Source organism: Pseudonocardia sp. ICBG1034, assembly GCF_020131375.1.
Classification (GTDB): Bacteria; Actinomycetota; Actinomycetes; order Mycobacteriales; family Pseudonocardiaceae; genus Pseudonocardia; species Pseudonocardia alni.
Map to the genome: position 1 here is coordinate 1,585,011 of NZ_JAHLEK010000015.1, position 18,607 is coordinate 1,603,617.

At 72.5% G+C, this 18,607-nt stretch carries 16 protein-coding genes and 1 pseudogene; 5 read left to right on the top strand and 12 right to left on the bottom strand.

Going from position 1 to position 18,607, the window contains the following annotated elements:
• Window positions 1-144: 144 nt before the first annotated feature.
• Together KPF22_RS08915 and KPF22_RS08920 are read right to left on the bottom strand one after the other, a co-directional pair.
• A complete protein-coding gene (locus KPF22_RS08915; protein ID WP_224401711.1) occupies window positions 145-1,218 on the bottom strand; it encodes an MBL fold metallo-hydrolase in 1,074 nt (357 codons plus the stop codon).
• 40 nt (window positions 1,219-1,258) lie between these two features.
• Window positions 1,259-2,383, bottom strand: coding sequence for an NAD(P)-dependent alcohol dehydrogenase (locus KPF22_RS08920; protein WP_224401712.1), 1,125 nt, complete (start codon window positions 2,381-2,383; stop codon window positions 1,259-1,261).
• Between the two features lie 296 nt (window positions 2,384-2,679).
• Between KPF22_RS08920 and KPF22_RS08925 the strand changes: the two genes are divergently transcribed.
• The 5 genes from KPF22_RS08925 to KPF22_RS08945 all read left to right on the top strand — a co-directional run bounded on the left by KPF22_RS08925 (window position 2,680) and on the right by KPF22_RS08945 (window position 8,682).
• On the top strand, window positions 2,680-4,887 hold the full coding sequence (locus KPF22_RS08925) for an LLM class flavin-dependent oxidoreductase (protein WP_224401713.1): 2,208 nt from the start codon (window positions 2,680-2,682) through the stop codon (window positions 4,885-4,887).
• Window positions 4,884-5,783, top strand: coding sequence for an LLM class flavin-dependent oxidoreductase (locus KPF22_RS08930; RefSeq protein ID WP_224401714.1), 900 nt, complete (start codon window positions 4,884-4,886; stop codon window positions 5,781-5,783). Before KPF22_RS08925 ends, KPF22_RS08930 begins: the two co-directional genes overlap by 4 nt.
• A gap of 246 nt (window positions 5,784-6,029) precedes the next feature.
• Window positions 6,030-6,782, top strand: coding sequence for a MerR family transcriptional regulator (locus KPF22_RS08935; RefSeq protein WP_208823012.1), 753 nt, complete (start codon window positions 6,030-6,032; stop codon window positions 6,780-6,782).
• Window positions 6,783-6,876: 94 nt separating this feature from the next.
• Window positions 6,877-7,596, top strand: a complete 720-nt coding sequence (locus KPF22_RS08940) for a TIGR00266 family protein (protein WP_208823014.1) — start codon at window positions 6,877-6,879, stop codon at window positions 7,594-7,596.
• Window positions 7,597-7,662: 66 nt separating this feature from the next.
• Entirely contained in the window at window positions 7,663-8,682 is a 1,020-nt protein-coding gene (locus tag KPF22_RS08945; protein WP_224401715.1) for a methyltransferase, read from the top strand.
• A gap of 147 nt (window positions 8,683-8,829) precedes the next feature.
• Here the strand turns inward: KPF22_RS08945 and KPF22_RS08950 are convergent, their stop codons facing one another.
• From KPF22_RS08950 to KPF22_RS08995, 10 genes and pseudogenes are all read right to left on the bottom strand, one after another.
• Entirely contained in the window at window positions 8,830-11,523 is a 2,694-nt protein-coding gene (locus KPF22_RS08950; RefSeq protein WP_224401716.1) for an AAA family ATPase, read from the bottom strand.
• Complete coding sequence (locus tag KPF22_RS08955; protein WP_224401717.1) at window positions 11,520-11,660, bottom strand: hypothetical protein; 141 nt, start codon at window positions 11,658-11,660, stop codon at window positions 11,520-11,522. Before KPF22_RS08955 ends, KPF22_RS08950 begins: the two co-directional genes overlap by 4 nt.
• Window positions 11,661-11,727: 67 nt before the next feature.
• On the bottom strand, window positions 11,728-12,624 hold the full coding sequence (locus KPF22_RS08960) for a CPBP family intramembrane glutamic endopeptidase (protein WP_224401718.1): 897 nt from the start codon (window positions 12,622-12,624) through the stop codon (window positions 11,728-11,730).
• A 201-nt stretch (window positions 12,625-12,825) separates the two neighbouring features.
• Entirely contained in the window at window positions 12,826-13,731 is a 906-nt protein-coding gene (locus tag KPF22_RS08965; RefSeq protein ID WP_224401719.1) for an NADP-dependent oxidoreductase, read from the bottom strand.
• A gap of 328 nt (window positions 13,732-14,059) precedes the next feature.
• On the bottom strand, window positions 14,060-14,419 hold the full coding sequence (locus tag KPF22_RS08970; RefSeq protein WP_224401720.1) for a hypothetical protein: 360 nt from the start codon (window positions 14,417-14,419) through the stop codon (window positions 14,060-14,062).
• A gap of 227 nt (window positions 14,420-14,646) precedes the next feature.
• On the bottom strand, window positions 14,647-15,789 hold the full coding sequence (locus tag KPF22_RS08975; protein ID WP_224401721.1) for a Gfo/Idh/MocA family protein: 1,143 nt from the start codon (window positions 15,787-15,789) through the stop codon (window positions 14,647-14,649).
• A 162-nt stretch (window positions 15,790-15,951) separates the two neighbouring features.
• Window positions 15,952-16,674 carry an alpha/beta fold hydrolase gene (locus tag KPF22_RS08980; RefSeq protein ID WP_224401722.1) on the bottom strand — a complete coding sequence of 241 codons (723 nt, stop codon included), beginning with the start codon at window positions 16,672-16,674 and terminating at the stop codon, window positions 15,952-15,954.
• A gap of 204 nt (window positions 16,675-16,878) precedes the next feature.
• Window positions 16,879-17,379: pseudogene (locus KPF22_RS08985) on the bottom strand (gfo/Idh/MocA family oxidoreductase); the annotation flags it as partial.
• Window positions 17,277-17,570, bottom strand: a complete 294-nt coding sequence (locus KPF22_RS33585; RefSeq protein ID WP_224402400.1) for a Gfo/Idh/MocA family oxidoreductase — start codon at window positions 17,568-17,570, stop codon at window positions 17,277-17,279. The gene KPF22_RS33585 and the pseudogene KPF22_RS08985, both read right to left, overlap by 103 nt.
• On the bottom strand, window positions 17,567-18,538 hold the full coding sequence (locus KPF22_RS08995; protein WP_224401724.1) for an aldo/keto reductase: 972 nt from the start codon (window positions 18,536-18,538) through the stop codon (window positions 17,567-17,569). Before KPF22_RS08995 ends, KPF22_RS33585 begins: the two co-directional genes overlap by 4 nt.
• Between the last annotated feature and the right edge of the window lie 69 nt (window positions 18,539-18,607).

Here is an 18,607-nt window from a genome sequence, read left to right on the forward strand (position 1 = left end):
TCCGGGTGCCGTCGGGGGAGATCGACGGGTTCGTGAACTGCGGGTCGGCGAAGAGGTCCTCGATCCCGACCAGTTCGGGCGGCGGACGGTGGGGTGGGGTGGTCATCGGTGTTCCGCCCCGGGTCGCGTCCCGGTCGCGCGGACTCAGGTGAGGAAGACCGGCGGGTTCGCCCCGCGGAGCCGGTAGTCGGGTCGGGGCCGTTCGAGACGGATCGACTCGAGCACGGTGTAGGCGTGGTACTCGGTCTGGCTGGTCGCGCCGGCCAGCCGCTCCCACCACAGCTGCCCGGTGCTCGTCTCCTTCTCCAGCACGTACTTCGTGGCGTGGTTCGCCATCGAGTTGATCCAGTTCTCGGTGCCGACGAAGACCCGGTCCCACCCGGCGCCGTCGAGGACGGTGAGCAGGGCGTCGGAGCGGCTGAACCGCTCGACCGCCGCCGTGGCGCCGTCGAGGACGTCGGCGAAGTACTCCACGCAGGTCCGGACGTCGTCGTAGGTGCCGAAGTGCATGTGGTGGCCACCGACGAAGTAGTCGAAGTCGTACTCGAGGATCTGCGCCTGGGCCTGGTACCAGCCCATGATGTTCTGCGAGGCGTCGCAGTGCATGAAGGTGACGCTGCCGGGGCTGACGATGTCGACGGCGGTCAGCACCTTCTCCGCCGGGGCGTGGATGAAGATGTTGCCCGGGCAGTGGTTCTCCCCCTTGTAGGACAGCTCGAGCGTCACCCCGCCGACGACGAGGGTGAGGTCGTCGTCGAAGACCGTCGTGGGCGGTGGACGCAGCGGGTCGGGGAAGCGTTCGAGGAGCTCCCCGGTGATCCGGTGCGCGATGATCTCGACGTCGGCCCCGTACACGGCAGCGGCGCCGATGTGGTCGGCGTGCCAGTGGCTGTAGACGACGTGGGTGACCGGTTCGTCGGTGACATCGGCGATCGCGGCCAGCATGTTCTCCCCGATCGTCGGCGGAGCGTCGATGGCGACGACGCCGTCGTCGGTCACGACGAACGCGGCGTCGTAGCCGCCGCTGGTGACCCAGTGGAACCCCCCGCGCAGTTGCTGGACGTGGTACCCGAGCCGCTGGAAGCGCTCGCTCCGGAAGTACGGCGGGTAGTACGTGGCGGGGTCGCTCGGGTCGTCCTGCCCGGCGCGCGGGAAACCGTAGTGGTCGATGGCGAAGAACGCCCGCTCGTCGGTCGCGACGATGGGCTTCTGGGGCATGGCGTGGTTCTCCTGGTCGTTCTCGGGGCGCCGCTGGGGATCAGGCCGGGGTGGGGAAGCGCAGGACGGCTTTGAGCACCGCTCCGGAGGCCACGTCGTCGAACGCCGTGTCGATGTCGGCGAAGTCGTAGTGGGTGGTGAGCCGGTCGATGGGGAAGCGCCCGTCCCGGTGCAGCGAGATCAGCTCGTTGATCAGCAGGGCCGACACCGCGTCGCCCTGGATGATCCCGTGCAGGCTCTGCCCGACGGCGAGCCTCGACGCGTCCACCATCGCGTCGGCACCGTCGTGGAAGGCGACGAAACCGAAACGGCCCATCGGGGCGAGCGCGTCGACCCCGGCGGTGAGGTTCTGCGTGCGGCCGCTGGTGTCGAGGGCGAAGTCCGTCCCCCGTGGGACGACCGCGCGCAGTGCGGCCGACAGGTCGTCCACCCGGCCCGCGTCGACGACATGGGTCGCGCCGAGCTCCCGGGCCAGGTCCAGCCGGGTCTGCTCGACGTCCACGGCGATGACGGTCGCGGCGCCCGCGATCCGTGCGGCCATGACTGCTGCCAGCCCGACCGCGCCGGTCCCGAACACCGCGAACGACGAACCGCGCGTCACGCCGAGTGCGGTGAGGACGGCTCCCGCCCCGGTCTGGAACCCGCAGCCGAGCGGTGCCAGCACGTCCAGCGGCACATCGGCGGGGACCTTGACCGTGTTGCGCTGGTGCGCCAGCGCGTACGTCGCGAACGACGACTGGCCGAAGAAGTGCCCGCGGGGCGCGACGCCGGCCGCGCCGTCCGCCGCGTGCAGACCGTTGGTCCCGTCGAGCCGGGCACCGGCGAAGTTGGCGTCCCAGACCCGGTCGCAGTAGGCCGGGTGCGCGGCGACGCACGGCGGGCACACCCCGCACGAGTGAAAGGACAGGACGACGTGGTCCCCGGGCCGGACCGCGGTCACGGCCGCTCCGACCCGTTCCACGACACCGGCGCCCTCGTGGCCCAGCACCACGGGCAGCGGGGTCGCGATCCGCCGTGCGCGGACGTGGGCGTCGGTCGCGCAGATGCCGGTGGCGACGATGCGCACGAGCACCTCGTCGGGGCGGGGCTCGTCGACGGTGATGTCGCGCATCTCGAAGGCGCCGTCCTTCGTCTCCAGGACGGCGGCCCGCGCTGACACGCTCATCCGGCGGTTCCCGTGGTCCCGGCGCGACGGGCGGCGGTGCCGGGGCGATCGATCACGTGGGTCATGGCCTGCTTCCGGTGGCGATGGGTGCGGTGCACTCCATGCACGGTAGGAGCGATTCGGGCAATCCGGATCAGTCGCCCTATCCGACGTCGGGGCGCGTAACCGGGCAGGACGCGGCCTGTGGACCCCGGCGCGGCAATGACGGATCGACCATCCGATCCGCCGGGACGGCGGAGCTTCTAGCGTGTTCCGACGACCGGTGCACCGCCGGGCCGGGGGGAGAGTGGACGTTCGTGACCGAGTCCGACTACGGACAGCGTCTGGAGTTCGGTGTCCGGCTGCCCGGCGGGCCCGACCCGGCGGCGACGGTCCGGCTCGCCCGGGCGGCCGAGGAGCTGGGGCTGGACCTCGTCGTCGTCCCCGACCGGCCGGACCGCCCGGACGCCGAGGCGTGGACGCTGCTGGCCTGGATCGCGGCGGTCACCGACACGGTCCGGCTCGGCACCGCCGGGCACGACGGCGCCGCGCGGAACCCGGCGGTGCTCGCCAGGACCGCCGCCGGCCTCGACCATCTCAGCGGGGGTCGGGTCGAGCTCGGGATCACGGTGGGGGAGCCCGGGAACGACGGCGCGGAGACGATCGACGTGGTCGCCGGACTGTGGGACGTCCTCGAGCACGGGCTCGCCCGCGTGGACGGCCCGCGACACCGGCTCGCCGGGGCGCAGCGGGCGGCACCGGCGCACGACGTGCCGATCACGGTGAGTGGCCCGGATCCGCGCGACCCGGACCTGGCGCGCCTGGCGGGACTCCGCGCCGACGGCTGGTCGGTGCCCCTGGCCGGCGCCGACGACCTCGCCGCCGGTCGGCTCCTCGTCGACGCCGCCGCCCGGGAGGCCGGTCGTGACCCGCGCGAGATCCGCCGGTGGGTGACCGTTCCCCCCGCCGGTGCCGACGGCGGGGCGGCCACGCTGCTGGACCTCGTCGTCGAGCACGGTGTGGGGACGATCGTGCTCGACCCCGGTCCCGGCCGCGACGCCGTGGCGGCGCTGACCCGGTTCGCCCGCGACGTCGTTCCCACGGTCCGGGCGGGCGCCGATGCGGCTCTCCCGCACGGCGCGGGCGGGGTGCGCGTGCGCCGGTCCTCGGCGCTCGCCCGGCGCCGGCCCGGCATCGACTACGACGGCGTCCCGGCCGGGCCGGTCGCCGTCGAACCCGGGGACCTCGCCTACGCCCGCCTGCGCGGCGGATACCTGCGGGGCGGTTCGCCGGGCATCGTACTGCGGGCCGCGACCGTCGAGCAGGTCGTGGACGCCCTGGCGTTCGCCCGCCGGCACCCCGACCTGCCGCTGTCCCGGCGCAGCGCGGGCCACGGGCTGTCCGGGCGCTCCACCAACGACGGCGGCATCGTGATCGACGTGTCGCCGATGAACGCCGTCGAGGTGCTCGACGAGGCGGAGCGCCGGGTCCGGATCGGACCGGGCGCCCGCTGGACCGACGTCGCGACCGCCCTCGCCCGGTACGGCTGGGCGATCAGCTCGGGCGACTACGGCGGCGTCGGCGTCGGCGGGCTCGCCACCGCAGGTGGGATCGGCTATCTGGCCCGCGGGCACGGGCTGACGATCGACCGGCTCCGCGCCGTCGAGATGGTGCTGTCCGACGGCTCGGTGGTGCGGGCCGGCGACACGGAGAACCCGGACCTGTTCTGGGCGGTCCGCGGTGCCGGGGCCAACTTCGGGATCGTCACCGCGTTCGAGTTCGTCGCCGACGAGGTCGGCCCGGTCGCTTTCGCCGCACTCACCCAGGTGGTCCCCGACGTCGCGGGCTACCTCGTCGAGTGGGGCCGGGTGGTCGAGGAGTCCCCGCGCGACCTCACCGGCTTCCTCATCCTGCCCCCGCCGGACGGCCGGCGTCCGGCGGTGGCACTCACCCGCACCGTCGTCGAGTCGGCGGACCCGGACACCGTGCTCGCCCGGCTGCAGCCGCTGGCCGGGCTCGCCCCGATGTACGAGCAGCAGGTGGCGATCACGTCCTACGCCGACATCATGGCGAACGCGAGCGACGACGCACCGGTCTCGCGCGGTGAGCCGGTCTCCCGCAGCGGGCTCGTGCACCACCTGACACCGGAGTTCGCGGCGGTCGCCGCCCGGGTGCTCCGCAGCGGTGCCGTGCACTGGTTCCAGCTGCGCTCGGTGGGCGGTGCGGTCGCCGACGTCGCCCCGGATGCCACGGCCTACCCGCACCGGTCACCGAACTTCTCGCTCGTCGTCATGGGCAGCGATCCCGACGCCGTCGACGCGCAGTGGGCGTCGCTCACGCCGTTCCTCGACGGGCTCTACCTCAGCTTCGACACGAGCCTTCGACCCGAGCGGATCCAGCAGGCATGGCCTGCCCACACCCTCGCCCGGCTCCGGGCGCTCAAGGCGACCTACGACCCCGACGGCGTCTTCGACGACAACTTCGCCCTGACCCCGACCCCGCCCCCGGAAGCGAGTCCCCGATGACCGACTACGGCCACGAGCTGACCTTCGGCTGCTTCCTCACGCCGGTCGCCGTACCCCCGACGCGCCCGGTCGAGCTCGCGCTCGTCGCCGAACGGGCCGGGCTGGACCTCGTCACGTACCAGGACCACCCGTACCAGTCGGCGTTCACCGACACCTGGACACTCATGTCGTTCGTCGCCGCCCGCACCGAACGGGTCCGGATCTGCGGCAACGTGCTCAACCTGCCGTTGCGTCCGGCCCCGGTGCTGGCCCGCGCCGCCGCGAGCCTGGACCTGCTCAGCGGCGGCCGGGTTGAGATGGGGCTGGGAGCCGGGGCGTTCTGGGACGCCGTCGTCGCCATGGGCGGTCCGCGCCTCGCACCCGGCGAGGCCGTCCGGGCGACCGAGGAGGCGATCGCGGTGCTGCGCGGGATCTGGGCGGTCGACGAGCCCGGCCCGCTGCGCGTGCCCGGCGAGTTCCACCACGTCGACGGGGCGAAGCGTGGCCCCGCCCCGGCCCACCCGATCCCGATCCGGATCGGGGCGCTGGGACCCCGGATGCTGCGGCTGACCGGGCGGCTCGCCGACGGGTGGCTGCCGTCGCTGATGTTCCTGCCGGACGGCCCGGCCTCGCTGTCGGAGATGAACTCCCACATCGACGACGGCGCCGCCGGGGCGGGCCGCGACCCGCGCGCGGTGACGCGCTACCTCAACATCGCCGGGACGTTCACCGACACCGGGAAAGGGCTCTTCGACGGGACACCGGGGCAGTGGGCCGAGCAGGTCGCCGACATCGCCCTCACCCACGGGACGTCGGGGTTCGTCCTGGCCTCCGACGAGCCGGGCGCACTCGAGCTGTTCGGCCGGGAGGTCGCGCCCCGCGCCCGCGAGATCGTCGCCGCCGAGCGGACCGGGTGAGCCCGTGCACGATCGGTCACGATCCTCGCCCGGCCGTCGTGCTCCTGCTGACCGTACCGACGCGACGCGGTGCCGAGTGGGACCGGGCGGCCGAGGAGAGTCATGTGTCCCACCGGAACCGGGTGCGGTCCGGCCCCGGGGCGGCGGTCCCGCCGGCCGCCCTTGAGTGTGCCCCAGGGGCACGGTGTCTCGTCGAGCCACGACGACCGACGGGGAGGACCACATGGTGGAGAACGGCGTGCTCCGGTGACGTGGAGTACCCGCGAGATCGCGGAGTTCACCGGCACCAGCGTGAAGGCGGTGCGCTACTACCACGAGATCGGGTTGCTCCCCGAACCCGACCGGGCGCCCAACGGCTACAAGAAGTACGAGGTCCACCACCTGACCCGGCTGCTGCACATCAGGCGCCTCACCGATCTGGGAGTTCCGCTGGCGCAGGTGGACGCGGTGACGCGGGACGGCAGCCACGCGTCGGTCTTCCGGGCCGTCGACGCCGAGCTGGCGAGAACCGTCGCACGCCTGCAGGCCGTTCGCAGCGAGCTGTCCGCGCTGTCGCTGCCGGGCGCGACACCCGAGGTCCCCACCGAGTTCGGTGCCGTCGCACGACGGCTGCGGGAGAACGACCGCGCCTTCCTGACGATCTGCGCCCAGGTCTACTCCGAGGAGTCGATGACCGCGGTCCGGGAGCTTCTCGAGGCCGCCCCGAACGACGAACTCGACGAGGCGTTCCGGGACCTGCCCGAGGACGCCGACGAGGAGCGCCGGCAGGCCCTCGCCGAACGGCTCGCGCTCGTGACGGGGCCCGGCGCCGACGGCTCCGTGGCGTGGCAGCCCAAGGCCGTCACGCCACGGCAGGCCGACGCGGCACGGAAGGTCGTCGGGCACGCCGTGGAGGCGCTGTTCAACCGCGCCCAGATCGACGTGCTGCGGCGTACCCACGAGATCAACGCCCACGAGATCGACGCCCATGAGACCGACGCGGCCGCCGGCGAGCCCTGAGACCCCTTCCGTGCCCCGCCGGCGGACCCGCGCAGCCGCCACACGATCGCATCGCCGCCCGAGCCGGACGGTGACACCGCAACAGGAGAACCCGATGACGAACCAGACCGTGCTCGACGACCGGGGCCGGATCCGCGGCCTCGCCTGGAACATCGACTTCCGCCCGACGAACGCGCTCGCCACCCTGGTCCTGGACCCGGGGAGCTCGGTTCGCGCCGAGGCCGGCGCGATGGTCGCCATGGGTCAGGGGATCGAGCTGACGACCGCGGTCGAGGGCGGCCTGTGGAGCGCGGTCAAGCGCTCCGCCGGCGGCCGCTCGATGTCGGTGTCCACGTTCACCGCGCGGGAGGGCCGGGACCGGCTGCTGCTCGCGCCGCCGACCCCCGGTGATCTGGTCGCCATCGGGCTGAACGGCCAGGCGTACGACATCGCCGGCCACGCCTACCTCGCCGCGTCCCAGGACGTGGCCGTGGACACCCGGTGGGGCGGCGCGACGGCGTTCTTCGCCTCCGACAATGCTCTGGTCGTGCAGGCGAGCGGGAACGGGGTCGCGTTCCTCGGTGCCTTCGGGGCGTTGCTGCCCCAGCAGCTCGCACCGGGGGAGAAGCTGGTCGTCGACACCGGGCACCTGGTCGCCTGGGACGCGTCCCTGCACTACGAGATCCGCAAGGCGGCGAAGAGCGCCTGGAAGTCGATGACCTCCGGTGAGGGGCTGGTCGCCGAGTTCACCGGCCCCGGCAACCTGTTCCTCCAGTCCCGCAACATCCAGGCACTCGCCGTCGCCCTGAAGCGGCACCTGCCCGGCTCGGGATGAGCCGCCGCCGCGCCGCCGGCCCCCGAACGATCACGACATCACCACGACCGAGGTTGCTCGAGAACCATGGACAGCCGTTCCGCCGCCGAGCTCGGCGCGCTCATGACCGAGAAGCTCGCCGGGTTCCAGATCGCCCAGGCCCTCCACGCCGTGGCGAGGCTGGGTATTCCGCAGGCCCTGCTGGACGGGCCCCGCACCGTGGCCGACCTGGCGGCGGGCGCCGAGGTGGACGAGCACCTGCTCGGCCGGGTGCTGCACACCCTGACCGGGCAGGGAGTGTTCACCCACCAGCCGGACGGGACCGTCGCGGTCACCGAGCTGGGGGCCACGCTCGCCCCGGGGACCCGTGGGTCGGTGTACGGCACCGCCCTGTTCTGGATGGAGACGCACTACGCGCCCTTCGCTGCGCTGACCGACGTCCTGCGCACCGGGCGCACCGCGTCGGAGCTGGTCAACGGGATGCCGTTCGTGGAGTTCCTGCAGGCCCACCCCGAGCACGTCCCGGCGCTGACCGCCGCCATGGCCGACGTCACCCACGGCGCGCAGTCCGAGGTTCTGGAGGGCTACCGGCTCCCGCCCGGCACCGTCGCCGACATCGGTGGCGCCGACGGATCGGTGCTGGCCGCGCTGGTCGCCGACGAACCCGACCGTCGCGGATGGCTGGTGGACCTCCCGGCCGTCGCGGAGACCGCGCACGAGCAGCTCGCGACGGCGGGCCTGGCCGACCGGGTCGAGGTGCTGGGTGGGGACTTCTTCGAGTCGGTGCCGTCGGCGGAGGTGTACCTGTTGTCCACTGTGCTGCACGACTGGGACGACGACGACGCGTTGCGCATCCTCGGGCGGATCCGGGCGGCCGCGGCTGCCGGAGCGCGTCTGGTGGTCGTCGAGGTCGTCCTGCCGGACGGGGACGAGCCCCATCTCGGCAAGATCTCCGATCTCGCGATGCTCACGATGGCGGGTGGCCGCGAACGCACGCGCTCGGAGTTCGCCGGGTTGCTCGACCGGTCGGGTTTCGCGCTGGACCGGGTCGCCCGGTCGAGCGTGTCGGGGTACTCCGTCCTCGAGGCGACCGTGCGGGACGCCTGAGTCCGGTGCCGGCCACGGCCCCCGGCGCGGGTCCGTGCCGGGAGCGGTCCTCACTCGCCGTCCCGGACTCCTGGTAGGTGTCGAGGCCACGACAGGAAGGACCGGCACGGCGGGCATCGGCCGTGTTGTCCGTCGTCGCTTCCGTCATCACCGCCCGGCGAGACCGGCGGCCGCGAGGTCGCGGCGGGAGCGCAGCCCGAGCTTGGCGAACACGTGGGACAGGTGATGCCCGACGGTGCGGTCGCTGATCCGCAGCCGGGCCCCGATCTCCCGGTTCGTCAGGTTCTCGGCGGCGAGCTGGGCCACCCGGAACTCCTGCGCCGTCAAGGTCGCCGCGCCCGTTCCTGCGCCGTGGGCACGGCGTGCGGGCGCCGTCGTGAGGCGCTGCTCGCGCCGGGCCCGCTCGATCATCGGGCGGGCTCCCAGGGCATCGAACATCTCGACGGCGGCGTCGAGCTGCCGGCGGGCGTCGCGGCGCCGGCGCTGTCGCCGCAGCCACTCGCCGTAGAGCAGGTGCGCCCGGGCGTGGTCGAACGGGCGCCGGGACGCGCCGGGCTCGTCCAGCGCCGCCCGGTAGGACCGTTCGGCGGTGGGCTCGTCCAGCAGCGCGTGCGCCAGGTGCGCGGTGAACCTCGCCCAGGGCGCGCCGGTGCGCCTGGCCCACGCGTCGAGCGTCGCGGCGCGTCGCTCGCCGATCTCGGGCCGCCGCGCCTGCACGGCGGCCTCGACCGTGTCCAGGCCGGCCAGCAGCGCGACGACCGGATGAGCCGCGGGATGCCCGCGCTCGTCCAGGCGGGACAGCAGGTCGAGTGCCGCATCGGCGCGACCGGCCCCGAGCGCGGTCATCCCGCGGCTCCAGAGCGCCGAGGCTCCGGCCGCACGGTCGCGGCGCGGCCCGGCCAGCTCCAGGGTCCGAGTGGTCAGAGTCTCGACGTCGTCGCGGTCGCCGCGGACGGCGGCGAGCCATCCGAGGCAGCTGCGACACTCCGCGGCGATGTGCTCGGCGCCGATCCGCTCGGCCGACCCGAGCCCCTCGGCCGCGGCGTCCCGGGCTGCGTCCCACCGCCCCGCGGCGATGTCGAGTCGCGCGCTCCGGGCCAGTGCCGCGGCGAGCGAGGTGCGGTCGGCGTGGCTGCGGTGCCGGTTGAGCAGGGTGTGCACGGCATCGGCGAGCGGCTCGTCGATGCCCCAGGCCAGTCCGAGCAGCGAGGCGGGGAGCAGCTGTGACTCCACTCCGGCGATGCGCGCCATGATGTCGCCGAGATCGGCCGACGGTACGGCTCCGACGGGGTCCGTCGCCGGCGTCCACCATGTCCGGACGACGGGGAGGACGTCCGGCAGCCCGGGGGCCGCCAGGTTCGCGAGCCGGGCGAGGGTCTCGCGTACCAGGTCGTCGCGGGCCGCGGACCATCCCGCGTGCAGGGCGGCGACGCCGAGCTCGACGCCGCTGTGCGGATCGTCGAGCTCGACCAGATCGCGAGTGAGTGACCGGTGCGCTCGTTCCAACGATCCCTCGGCGAGCTCGAGCACCCCGCGCAGGCCGCGGCTGGCGCGGGTGGCCCGGTCCTCGTCGGTCAGGCTGCGGGCGTCGGCCAGCAACCGGCGCGCGGTCGTGGCGTCCCCGCCGTGCCAGGCGGCGACGGCCGCACGGGCGAGTCTGCGGGTCGCCGCGGCGGGGTCGGGGGAGAGCTCGGCGGCCCGCCGCAGGATCTCTACCGCACCGGCTCCCGCCGGCGACGTCCGCTCGAGCGCCCCGGCGATCTCCTCGTCGACGTCGTGGACGGTTGCGGCCCGGTGCCAGAGATATCCGCGACCACCCGGGGGGAGCGCGGCGGCCAGGTGCCGGTGGGCGGTCCCGCGATCGGTCGGGGAGGCGCCGGCGTAGACGGCGGCCCGGACGACCGGGTGCCGCAGCGCAGGCCGGTCGGGCGTCCCGGCGAGCAGCCCCGACCGGGCCGTCTCGTCCCAGACCGGCTGCTCGCCGTCGAGGGGACGTGCCGACCGGGCGAGCGTGAGCTGGTCACCGTCGGAACGGGCGGCGGCAAGCAGCACCAGCAGTTCACGTGCCGGGGGCTGCATGGTCTGCAGACGTTCGGCGAAGGCCTTCCGCAGCCGGGGGCCCACGGGCACCGTGCCGGTGAGGTCGCCGTCCGACGTCGGCAGCTCGTGCAGGGCCAGCGGGTTGCCGCCGCCCGCGTCGACCGCCCGGGTGACCGCGGCTCCGTCGATGCCGGGATGTGCGGCGGTGACCAGCAGGGCGGCGTCGTCGTCGGTGAGCGGGCCGACCGGGAGCGGTTCGAGCCCCTCCCACGGTCCGCCCGTGGGCGCGTCGTGGTCGGCGACCAGGACCACGACGGGATCGGTCCGCACCCGCCGGGCGACGAAGCCGAGCACGAACGCGGTGTCGGCGTCGAGCCGGTGCGCGTCGTCCACGACGATCAGCAGCGGACGATCGAGGGAGGGAGCCGACAGCAGGGACAGCACCGCGACCGCGGTGAGCAGCCGGCCCGGTCCACCCGCCGCACCCGCGAGCACGGCGCGGAGCGCGGCGGCCTGGGAGACCGGGAGGGACCCGATCAGGTGCTCGACCTGCCGGAGCAGCGTGTACAGGCCGGCGAAGGGAGTCGCGGACTCGCACAGCGACGGTCGGACCGCCCACGACGTGATGTCGGGGGACAGGGCGGTGACGTGGTCGAGCAGCGCGGTCTTGCCGATTCCCGGCTCGCCCCAGAGCACCAGCGCGCCCCCGGCGCCCCGGCGGGCCCGATCGAGCACCTCGGTCAGGGCGGCGACCTCCGCCTGCCGTCCGACGAGCGTGGCCGGGGCACCGGACGCCGTCATCGGAGGAGGCGCGCGGTCGGCCGGGCCGGGGCGTCGTACTGCAGGAGGTGACCGGCGTCGTCGATCCGCGCCCTCGGCACGGTCCCGGCGTCGGTCTCGTACCACCCGGGCCGCCCCCGGTCCGCGCCGACGTTCATGACGATCCTCCGGTGTCCGATGACATGTCTTTCCTGCATACCCGGGTCGACGATCACGGGCGAGCGTTCAGCGCGCCGAGCGAGGGGCGGATCTGCGCCGCCTCTCGTGCCACCGGACCACCACCACCATCGCGACGTTGACCGTGCCGAGGATCAGCAACGGCGGGCCGCCGGTCTCGGTGGACCGGTCGACGGCCGCGGTACCGCCCCCGGCCATGACGTTGTTGGCGATGCCGGCCAGCACGTTGTTGACGACATGGAACGCGATCGGTGCCTCCAGCCCCCCGCTGATCACCGACATCAGTCCGGTGCTCAGCGCGATCAGCGCGATGTACCCGGCCAACCACGGGTCCGCCGAGCCGTGCAGCGCGGCGAACACCAGCGACGACACGACGAGGCCGACGGCCAGGGCCGGGCGGACGGCGCGTACCCAGCTCGCCGTCGCGGGGAACAGGACGCCGCGGTACATCAGCTCCTCGCCGGTCGCCTGGATCGGGATGGTGAGCAGGGTGACGGCCAGCAGCGCGAGGGTGGTGTCGGTGATCCCGAAACCGGTCCATCCGGTGGCCTCGGGCCCGACCGCGGCCACGGTCCCGAGGCCGGCGGCCACCAGGACGGCGGCGCAGGCCGAGTAGTAGCCGAGCCGGCGCCGGTCGAACCGGCGCTGCGGGCTGAGGAGCACCCGCCACGGGACCCGGGTCATCCACACGAGCAGCAGGACCGCGACCACACCCGTCGCCCCGATGGCGAGGTTGGCGGCCAGCGCCTTCAGCGGGGTGAACTCGGCGGAGAACGCGTCGTCGGAACCCTCGATGGCGCCCACGGCCGACCAGGCCAGCACCTGGGAGCCCAGCAGGACCACCGGCAGGACCGCGAGCAGCACCAGCGGTTTCCACCAGCTCATCCGCAGGTGCGCACCGAACGGCCGCGTGCCGTCGACCACGGCCGGGAGGAGCCGGGTCACCTCGTCGGGTGTGGAGTGCCGTCGTCCGCCGGCAGCGGAACGAGGGCCGGAGACCGGCCTGTGCATGTGAACCTCCCGAGTGCTTCCGTCGAGCAGACGACCTACGCGCACCAGCACACAGCGTGCCCCTGGGGCAGGGTCAAGGGAGCAGCAGCACCGGATCGATCCCCAGGACCCGGTCGTGGCTCCGGGCCCCGGCTGTCACGGGACCAGCAGCAGCTTGCCCCCGGTGTGTCCGGCCTCCAGCGCCCGGTGGGCCTCCGCCGCCAGGCGCAGCGGGAAGGTACGGGCGATCCGGGTGCGCCACCGCCCCGCTGCGATGTGCTCCAGCGCCTCCCGCACCGGGCGAGTGTCCCGGTTGCCGGGGTGCCCCGCGCTGAACGTGACACCCTGGGCGGCCGCGGCCGGATCCGCCAGGGTGACGACGCGCCCGGTGCCGCCGCGCAGGTCGAGCAGCGTGGACACGAGTCCCTTCCCCGCGGTGTCCAGTGCTGCGTCGATCGGGCCGGGAGCGACCGCACGCACGCGGTCCGCGAGGTCGTCGCCGTGCTCCACGGCGATCGCCCCGAGGCTCTCCACGTACCCCAGGCTGGACCGTCCGGAGATCCCGATGACGGTGAGTCCCTGCAGCCGGGCGAACTGCACGGCCGCGCCACCGAGAGCTCCGCTCGCCCCGGTCACGACGATCGTCTCCCCGGGATCCGGCCGCAGGAGCGAGAGTCCGCGCGCCGCGTTGTCCGCGGCGATGACGGTCGCGGCCGCATCGGTGAAGGAGACCCCGTCGGGGATGATCGTGTAGTTGCTGCTGAGCGTGAACTCGGCGTAGGAGCCCTGCGCGAAGCCGTCCGGCCAGCCGGCGACACGCGCACCGACCTCGATCCCGGTGACGTCGTCGCCGAGCGCCGCGACGGTGCCGGCGAACTCGAACCCGATGATCGCCGGAGCCGGCAGATCGAAGCCGCCGGACCGGGCGAGGAGCTCGGCGGGGTTCAGCCCCGCCGCGCGGACCTCGACCAGCACCTGGCCGCGTCCCGGTACCGGGGTGTCCACCTCGGCCTCGTGGAGGACGTCGGCCGCGCCGAAGGACGTGATGACCGCTGCTCTCATGACTGCTGCTCTCCCTGTTCCATCCGTCGTGTGGGGCCCGCGCGCTGCAACGGGGTGTCGTGGTGGCAGAACCACGGCCTCGAGGTGGGGGTTCCGCCGCGAACAGACGTCGGCTTCTTCCTGGCGGCGTCGTGTCGCGAGCGGATCCGGGCACGGATCGGTCGTGGTTCGGACGTCGGCCGACGGTGGGGTACCACCTTCGCGATCGTCGGTGTCGGCTGCGCGGCGAGTGCGGGGACGGGGGCCCACCCGCCCGGCTCGCACGGGTGCCGGGCCCGATGAGGCCGGCGCGGATCGGACTGTTCGTCGTGGTGACGTGCTCCGTTCGTCACGGGTCGATGTCGGCGACCCGGACCAGGGACTTCCCCGTGTTCCGTCCCTCCAGCAACACGAGGGCCGCGGGCGCGTCGGTCAACACGGGGGAGATCTCCTCCCGATGCCTGATCCGGCCGGCTCGGAGCCATCCGGCCAGCTCCTCGATGACGCCGTCGATCCGGTGCAGGTGATCGGTCGCCAGGAATCCCTGCATGGAGATCCGGTTGACCAGGATCCGGCGTTCGATCCGGGGGCCGTCGGCCTCGCCGTCGGGCGGCAGGCCGATGGTGCCGCACACGGCGACGCGGGCGCCGACGTCGAGGTTCGCCAGGGCACCGCCGCGGTCGCCGGGTTCGGCGGAGCTGCGGGCCATGACGATCGTGAACGCCGCACCGTCGGCTCCGGTGGCGAACCATTTCCGTCCGTCGATCCGCCAGCCGCTGTCGACCTGCGATCTCGTCGGCCGGCTTCGGCGTCGCCGTCCGCGGCGCTGTGGTGCGCGGGCGGTCGTTCTTCGTGGTCTCCTCGTCCGAGGGCGCGGCCGCCGTCGGAGAGGAGTGGTGGTCTTCGGCGGGTCCCGCGGCAGTGCCTCGCTCGGGTTCACAGATCGGGGTTCATCCGGTCGGGGCGGGACAGACGCTGCCGATGACCTTGTCCAGCGGCCCGTGTGATCGCCTCGAGTACCCGGTGGCGGTCGAGTGCTGCCGCGAAATCCGGCGCATCGGCGGTTCCGTCGCGGAGGTCGGCGGCGAACTGGGCGTACAGGCGGGCGACCCCCGCTGCGGGTGCGTCGAGTCGCAGGTCAGGAGCCGCGTAAGCGGAGGGGACCTGTAGCACGTGGACAGGCTCGCTGCCGCGGCGCAGCGTGATGGTGAGGTCGGTGAAATGAATGTAGCCCGACGCCGATTCCACACGCACACTGCCCTCGGTGCCCTGGATCTCCCATACCGTCGCCGAGCCGGCAGACTGCCCGGCACTGTAGTGCAGCGAAGTGACGATCCCGCTTTCGAGAACGCCGGCGACGACAATCTCATCCGGCGCGTCCTTCGGCAGCGACGTTTCATCGGAGAGGCGGACGCCGTCACCGCGCTGATTGGCGACGACGGCGGACAGGCTCTCGAACGTGCCCAGCACGCGCGCAAGCGGTTCGAGCCCGTGGCCGACCATGATGCTCAGAAGCGTGGCCCCATGCTTCGCATGAGCCATGTACTCGACCGGCGGATCATATCGGCCGACCCACATGTCGTCGGTCAGATGCGCTCGGATGCTCGTGCTGAGCGGCGTGCCGATCACGCCTTGCGCGATGAGGTCGCGAAGGAAGCGGATCGGCGGGTGCAGGCCGCCCTGTAGCCCGACAACAGTCCGCAGCCGCCGCTCGCGGGCACGCTCCTCCAGCACTGCGGCCTCCGACAGGTTTCTCGCGAGCGGCCATTCGCAATAAACCATCTTGCCCGCGGCCAGTGCATCGGAAACAATCTGCTTGTGCTCCGGCACCTTGACCGCAACGACCACCAGGTCGACCTCCGGGCGCACGACCAGAGCCTCATGTGTGTCGAAGGCGAGATCGGCGCCCAGCCGACGAGCGGTCGCGTTCGCGCTCTCCATACGAGTCGTACTGACGGCGCGGATCTGGAAAGCGTCGAGCGCCTGCAGCGCCGGGACGTGAGCAGTACCGCCCCAACCTCGACCGGCACTGGCCCCGATGAGGCCGACGCCGATCCGGGCATTTGCTGAATTCGTCACAGGATGCTCCGCCTTGTGGAGCCCGGCAACGTTCTCCGGGCTGCGTCACGAGAATCTGTTGCCGGACAAGTGCGTGGGCTCTCGGGCTTCATGGCGGGGAGCAATGATTGCCGTTCGCGTAGCGCCCGCGGGAGTGGGCCCCGAGTGGCTCGAGCGCAGGTTCTACACGCGAGCCCAGTGGGCCTCGAGTTCGCGCGCGACATCGGCCGGACGCTCCAGCATCGGCCAGTGCGAGCTACGCAGCTTGAAGACGGCACGTGCGCGTGTGGCATTACCGAGCTCATCGGCGAAGCGGTGCGGAAGAAACGGATCGTCCAGGCCCCAGATCACCAGCGCTGGTGCGGTCACGTCGCTCAGGCCTGGCTTCCACTCCGCCCCGACCTCGATCGCCGAACGGTAAAGGGCCAGAATGCTTGCTCGCATGGTGGAGTCGAGATGCCGGACCGATTCGTAGGCCGCGTCGCGCGGCATCTGCGCCTCGTTGAGGCTTGCTGCGAACGCCTCGAGGTCGAGGTCCGCCATCCATTGCTCGCCCTCACCCGGCGTCTGCCAGATCTTGGCAAGGTAGTGCCACGGATACTCCGGATCGATCGGTCCGCTGATGCCTGTCCATGTCCGCACCAGATCTGGTCGGACAGATGCGAGACGGCCTGTGAGTAGGGAGCCCCAATCGTGACCGACCAGGTCGACGGGTTCTCCGAGTTCTTCGACCTTCTCGGTGAGCCAATCGAGATACTCTTCCTTGGTCGACGTGAATCCGGCTGGTACGGGTACCCCAAATCCGGGGAGGTCGATCGTCACAACATCTTCGCGTCGAAGACGGAGGCGGACGGTGTCCCAGATCCGGTGGGTATCAGGTACACCATGAACGAGGACAGCTGGCATTTCGGACTCTCCAGTCGAGTGTTGTCGTGGTCGAACGGCCGGTCGGCCGATTCAGGGAAGGAGGACGACCCCGGATCGGGGATATGGGCCGGTACCGCCGTCCGGCGTGCCCGAATCTACGTCCGCTGCCTGAGCTCCGCATCGGTCGCCCTATACGTCACGACTGCCGATGACCAGTTCTCGCGGCCTGTTCGACTCGGGCCATCAGGCGGCTGTTGTGGACGGCGTGCCCGAATCCCGGGGTGTGGTGGGTGCCGTTCGGGATGTCGCGCGCCAGGCCGGCGTACACCTCGCCCACATTGATGGATGCACCGTTCCAGATCGCGGCGGCGGTCGGCCGGTGCCGGCGGCGGGGCTGTCCGGAGCGGTGAAGTCCACGTTCGATGACAGCGCGAGGTCGCCGACCTGGACACCTGCGGGGTGATTTCCGGTCAGCTTCAGCCAGCCTTCCGATCCGCGGACCTCCAGGCTGAAGTGGGCGTCGGGCGCGGGCACGCCCGCCAGGATCTGCACCCCGACCGGGGCGTCCGACGAGGTCTTGGCGATGACGTCGAGGTGCTCCGGCACTTCCCGGAGGGAGATCGCGCCGGTGTCCACCAGCGTCACCTGTGGCCAGAGAAGCTCGGTGCGCGCATCGATCTCGGTGATGTCCCCGAGAACCGCCTCGACGACGTCCAGAACGTGGCCCGCAGCGATCGGCAGGAGTACACGGCCTTGTCGGCCGCGAGGGCTGCGAGCACGAGCTCGCGGTGGGCCGGGACCTTCACGGCCACGGTGACCAGGTCGATCGACGGATCGTGGACGAGCTCGAGCGGGTCGGCACACCACCGTTGAGCGCCGAAGGCCTCGGCTGCGCTGCGGGCGCTCTCTTCGTGCCGTGTCGTCCGGTTCCTCAGCGGTCGATGGCGGCCATGTCCGGCGCGGCATGGCGATCACCGGACGCGGGCGTCAGATCGTCCAGCCGGGCGATCTGCCCGGCGTCGAGTCGGATGCCGTCCGCGGCGCTGTTCTCTTCGAGCCGGTCGACACGCGTGGTGCCCGGAATGGGCGCGATGTCGTCGCCCTGTGCGAGCAGCCAGGCCAGAGCGACCTGTGCGGGCGTGGCTCCGACGTCGACCGCGACCTCGCATACCTCGTCGACGATGCGGAGGTTGCGCGTGAGGTTGTCGCCGATGAACCGAGGGTTCGTACGGCGCCAATCGGCGGCATCCAGGCCGTCGAGGGAGCGGATGCGACCGGTGAGGAACCCGTGCCCGAGCGGCGCATAGGGAACCAGACCGATCCCCAGCTCACGCAGCGTGGGCAACACGTCCACCTCGGGGTCGCGGGTCCACAGCGAGTACTCGGTCTGGACGGCGGCCACCGGATGAACGGCATGAGCGCGGCGGATCGTCGCTGCCGCCGCCTCCGACAGTCCGATGTGGCGTACCTTCCCCGCGGCCACCAGCTCGCTCAACGCCCCCACCGTCTCCTCGATCGGGACGTCCGGGTCGACCCGGTGCTGGTAGTAGAGGTCGATGTGGTCGGTTCCGAGTCGCCGCAGCGACCCGTCGACAGCCGCACGGATGCCGGCGGGCGTGCTGTCCGGGCCCGGTCGGCCGGTGTGCGAGAGGAGGCCGAACTTGGTGGCGAGAACGACCTCGTCGCGGCGGCCCCGCAGCGCGCGACCCACCAGCTCCTCGTTGACGTAGGGCCCGTAGGCCTCTGCGGTGTCCAGGTGGGTGATGCCGAGGTCCACTGCACGACGGATGGTGCGGATCGACTCGGCGTCGCCACGGCCGGCGCCGGTGTAGAAGGCCGACATCCCCATGACCCCGAACCCGATGCGCGAGACCTCGAGCGCTCCCAGCGACGTGACGTGCATCCGATGGTCCTCCCTCGACCCAGTTCGAACTTGACGCTTCAATATCTACTCGCTTCGAATTGAAGGGTC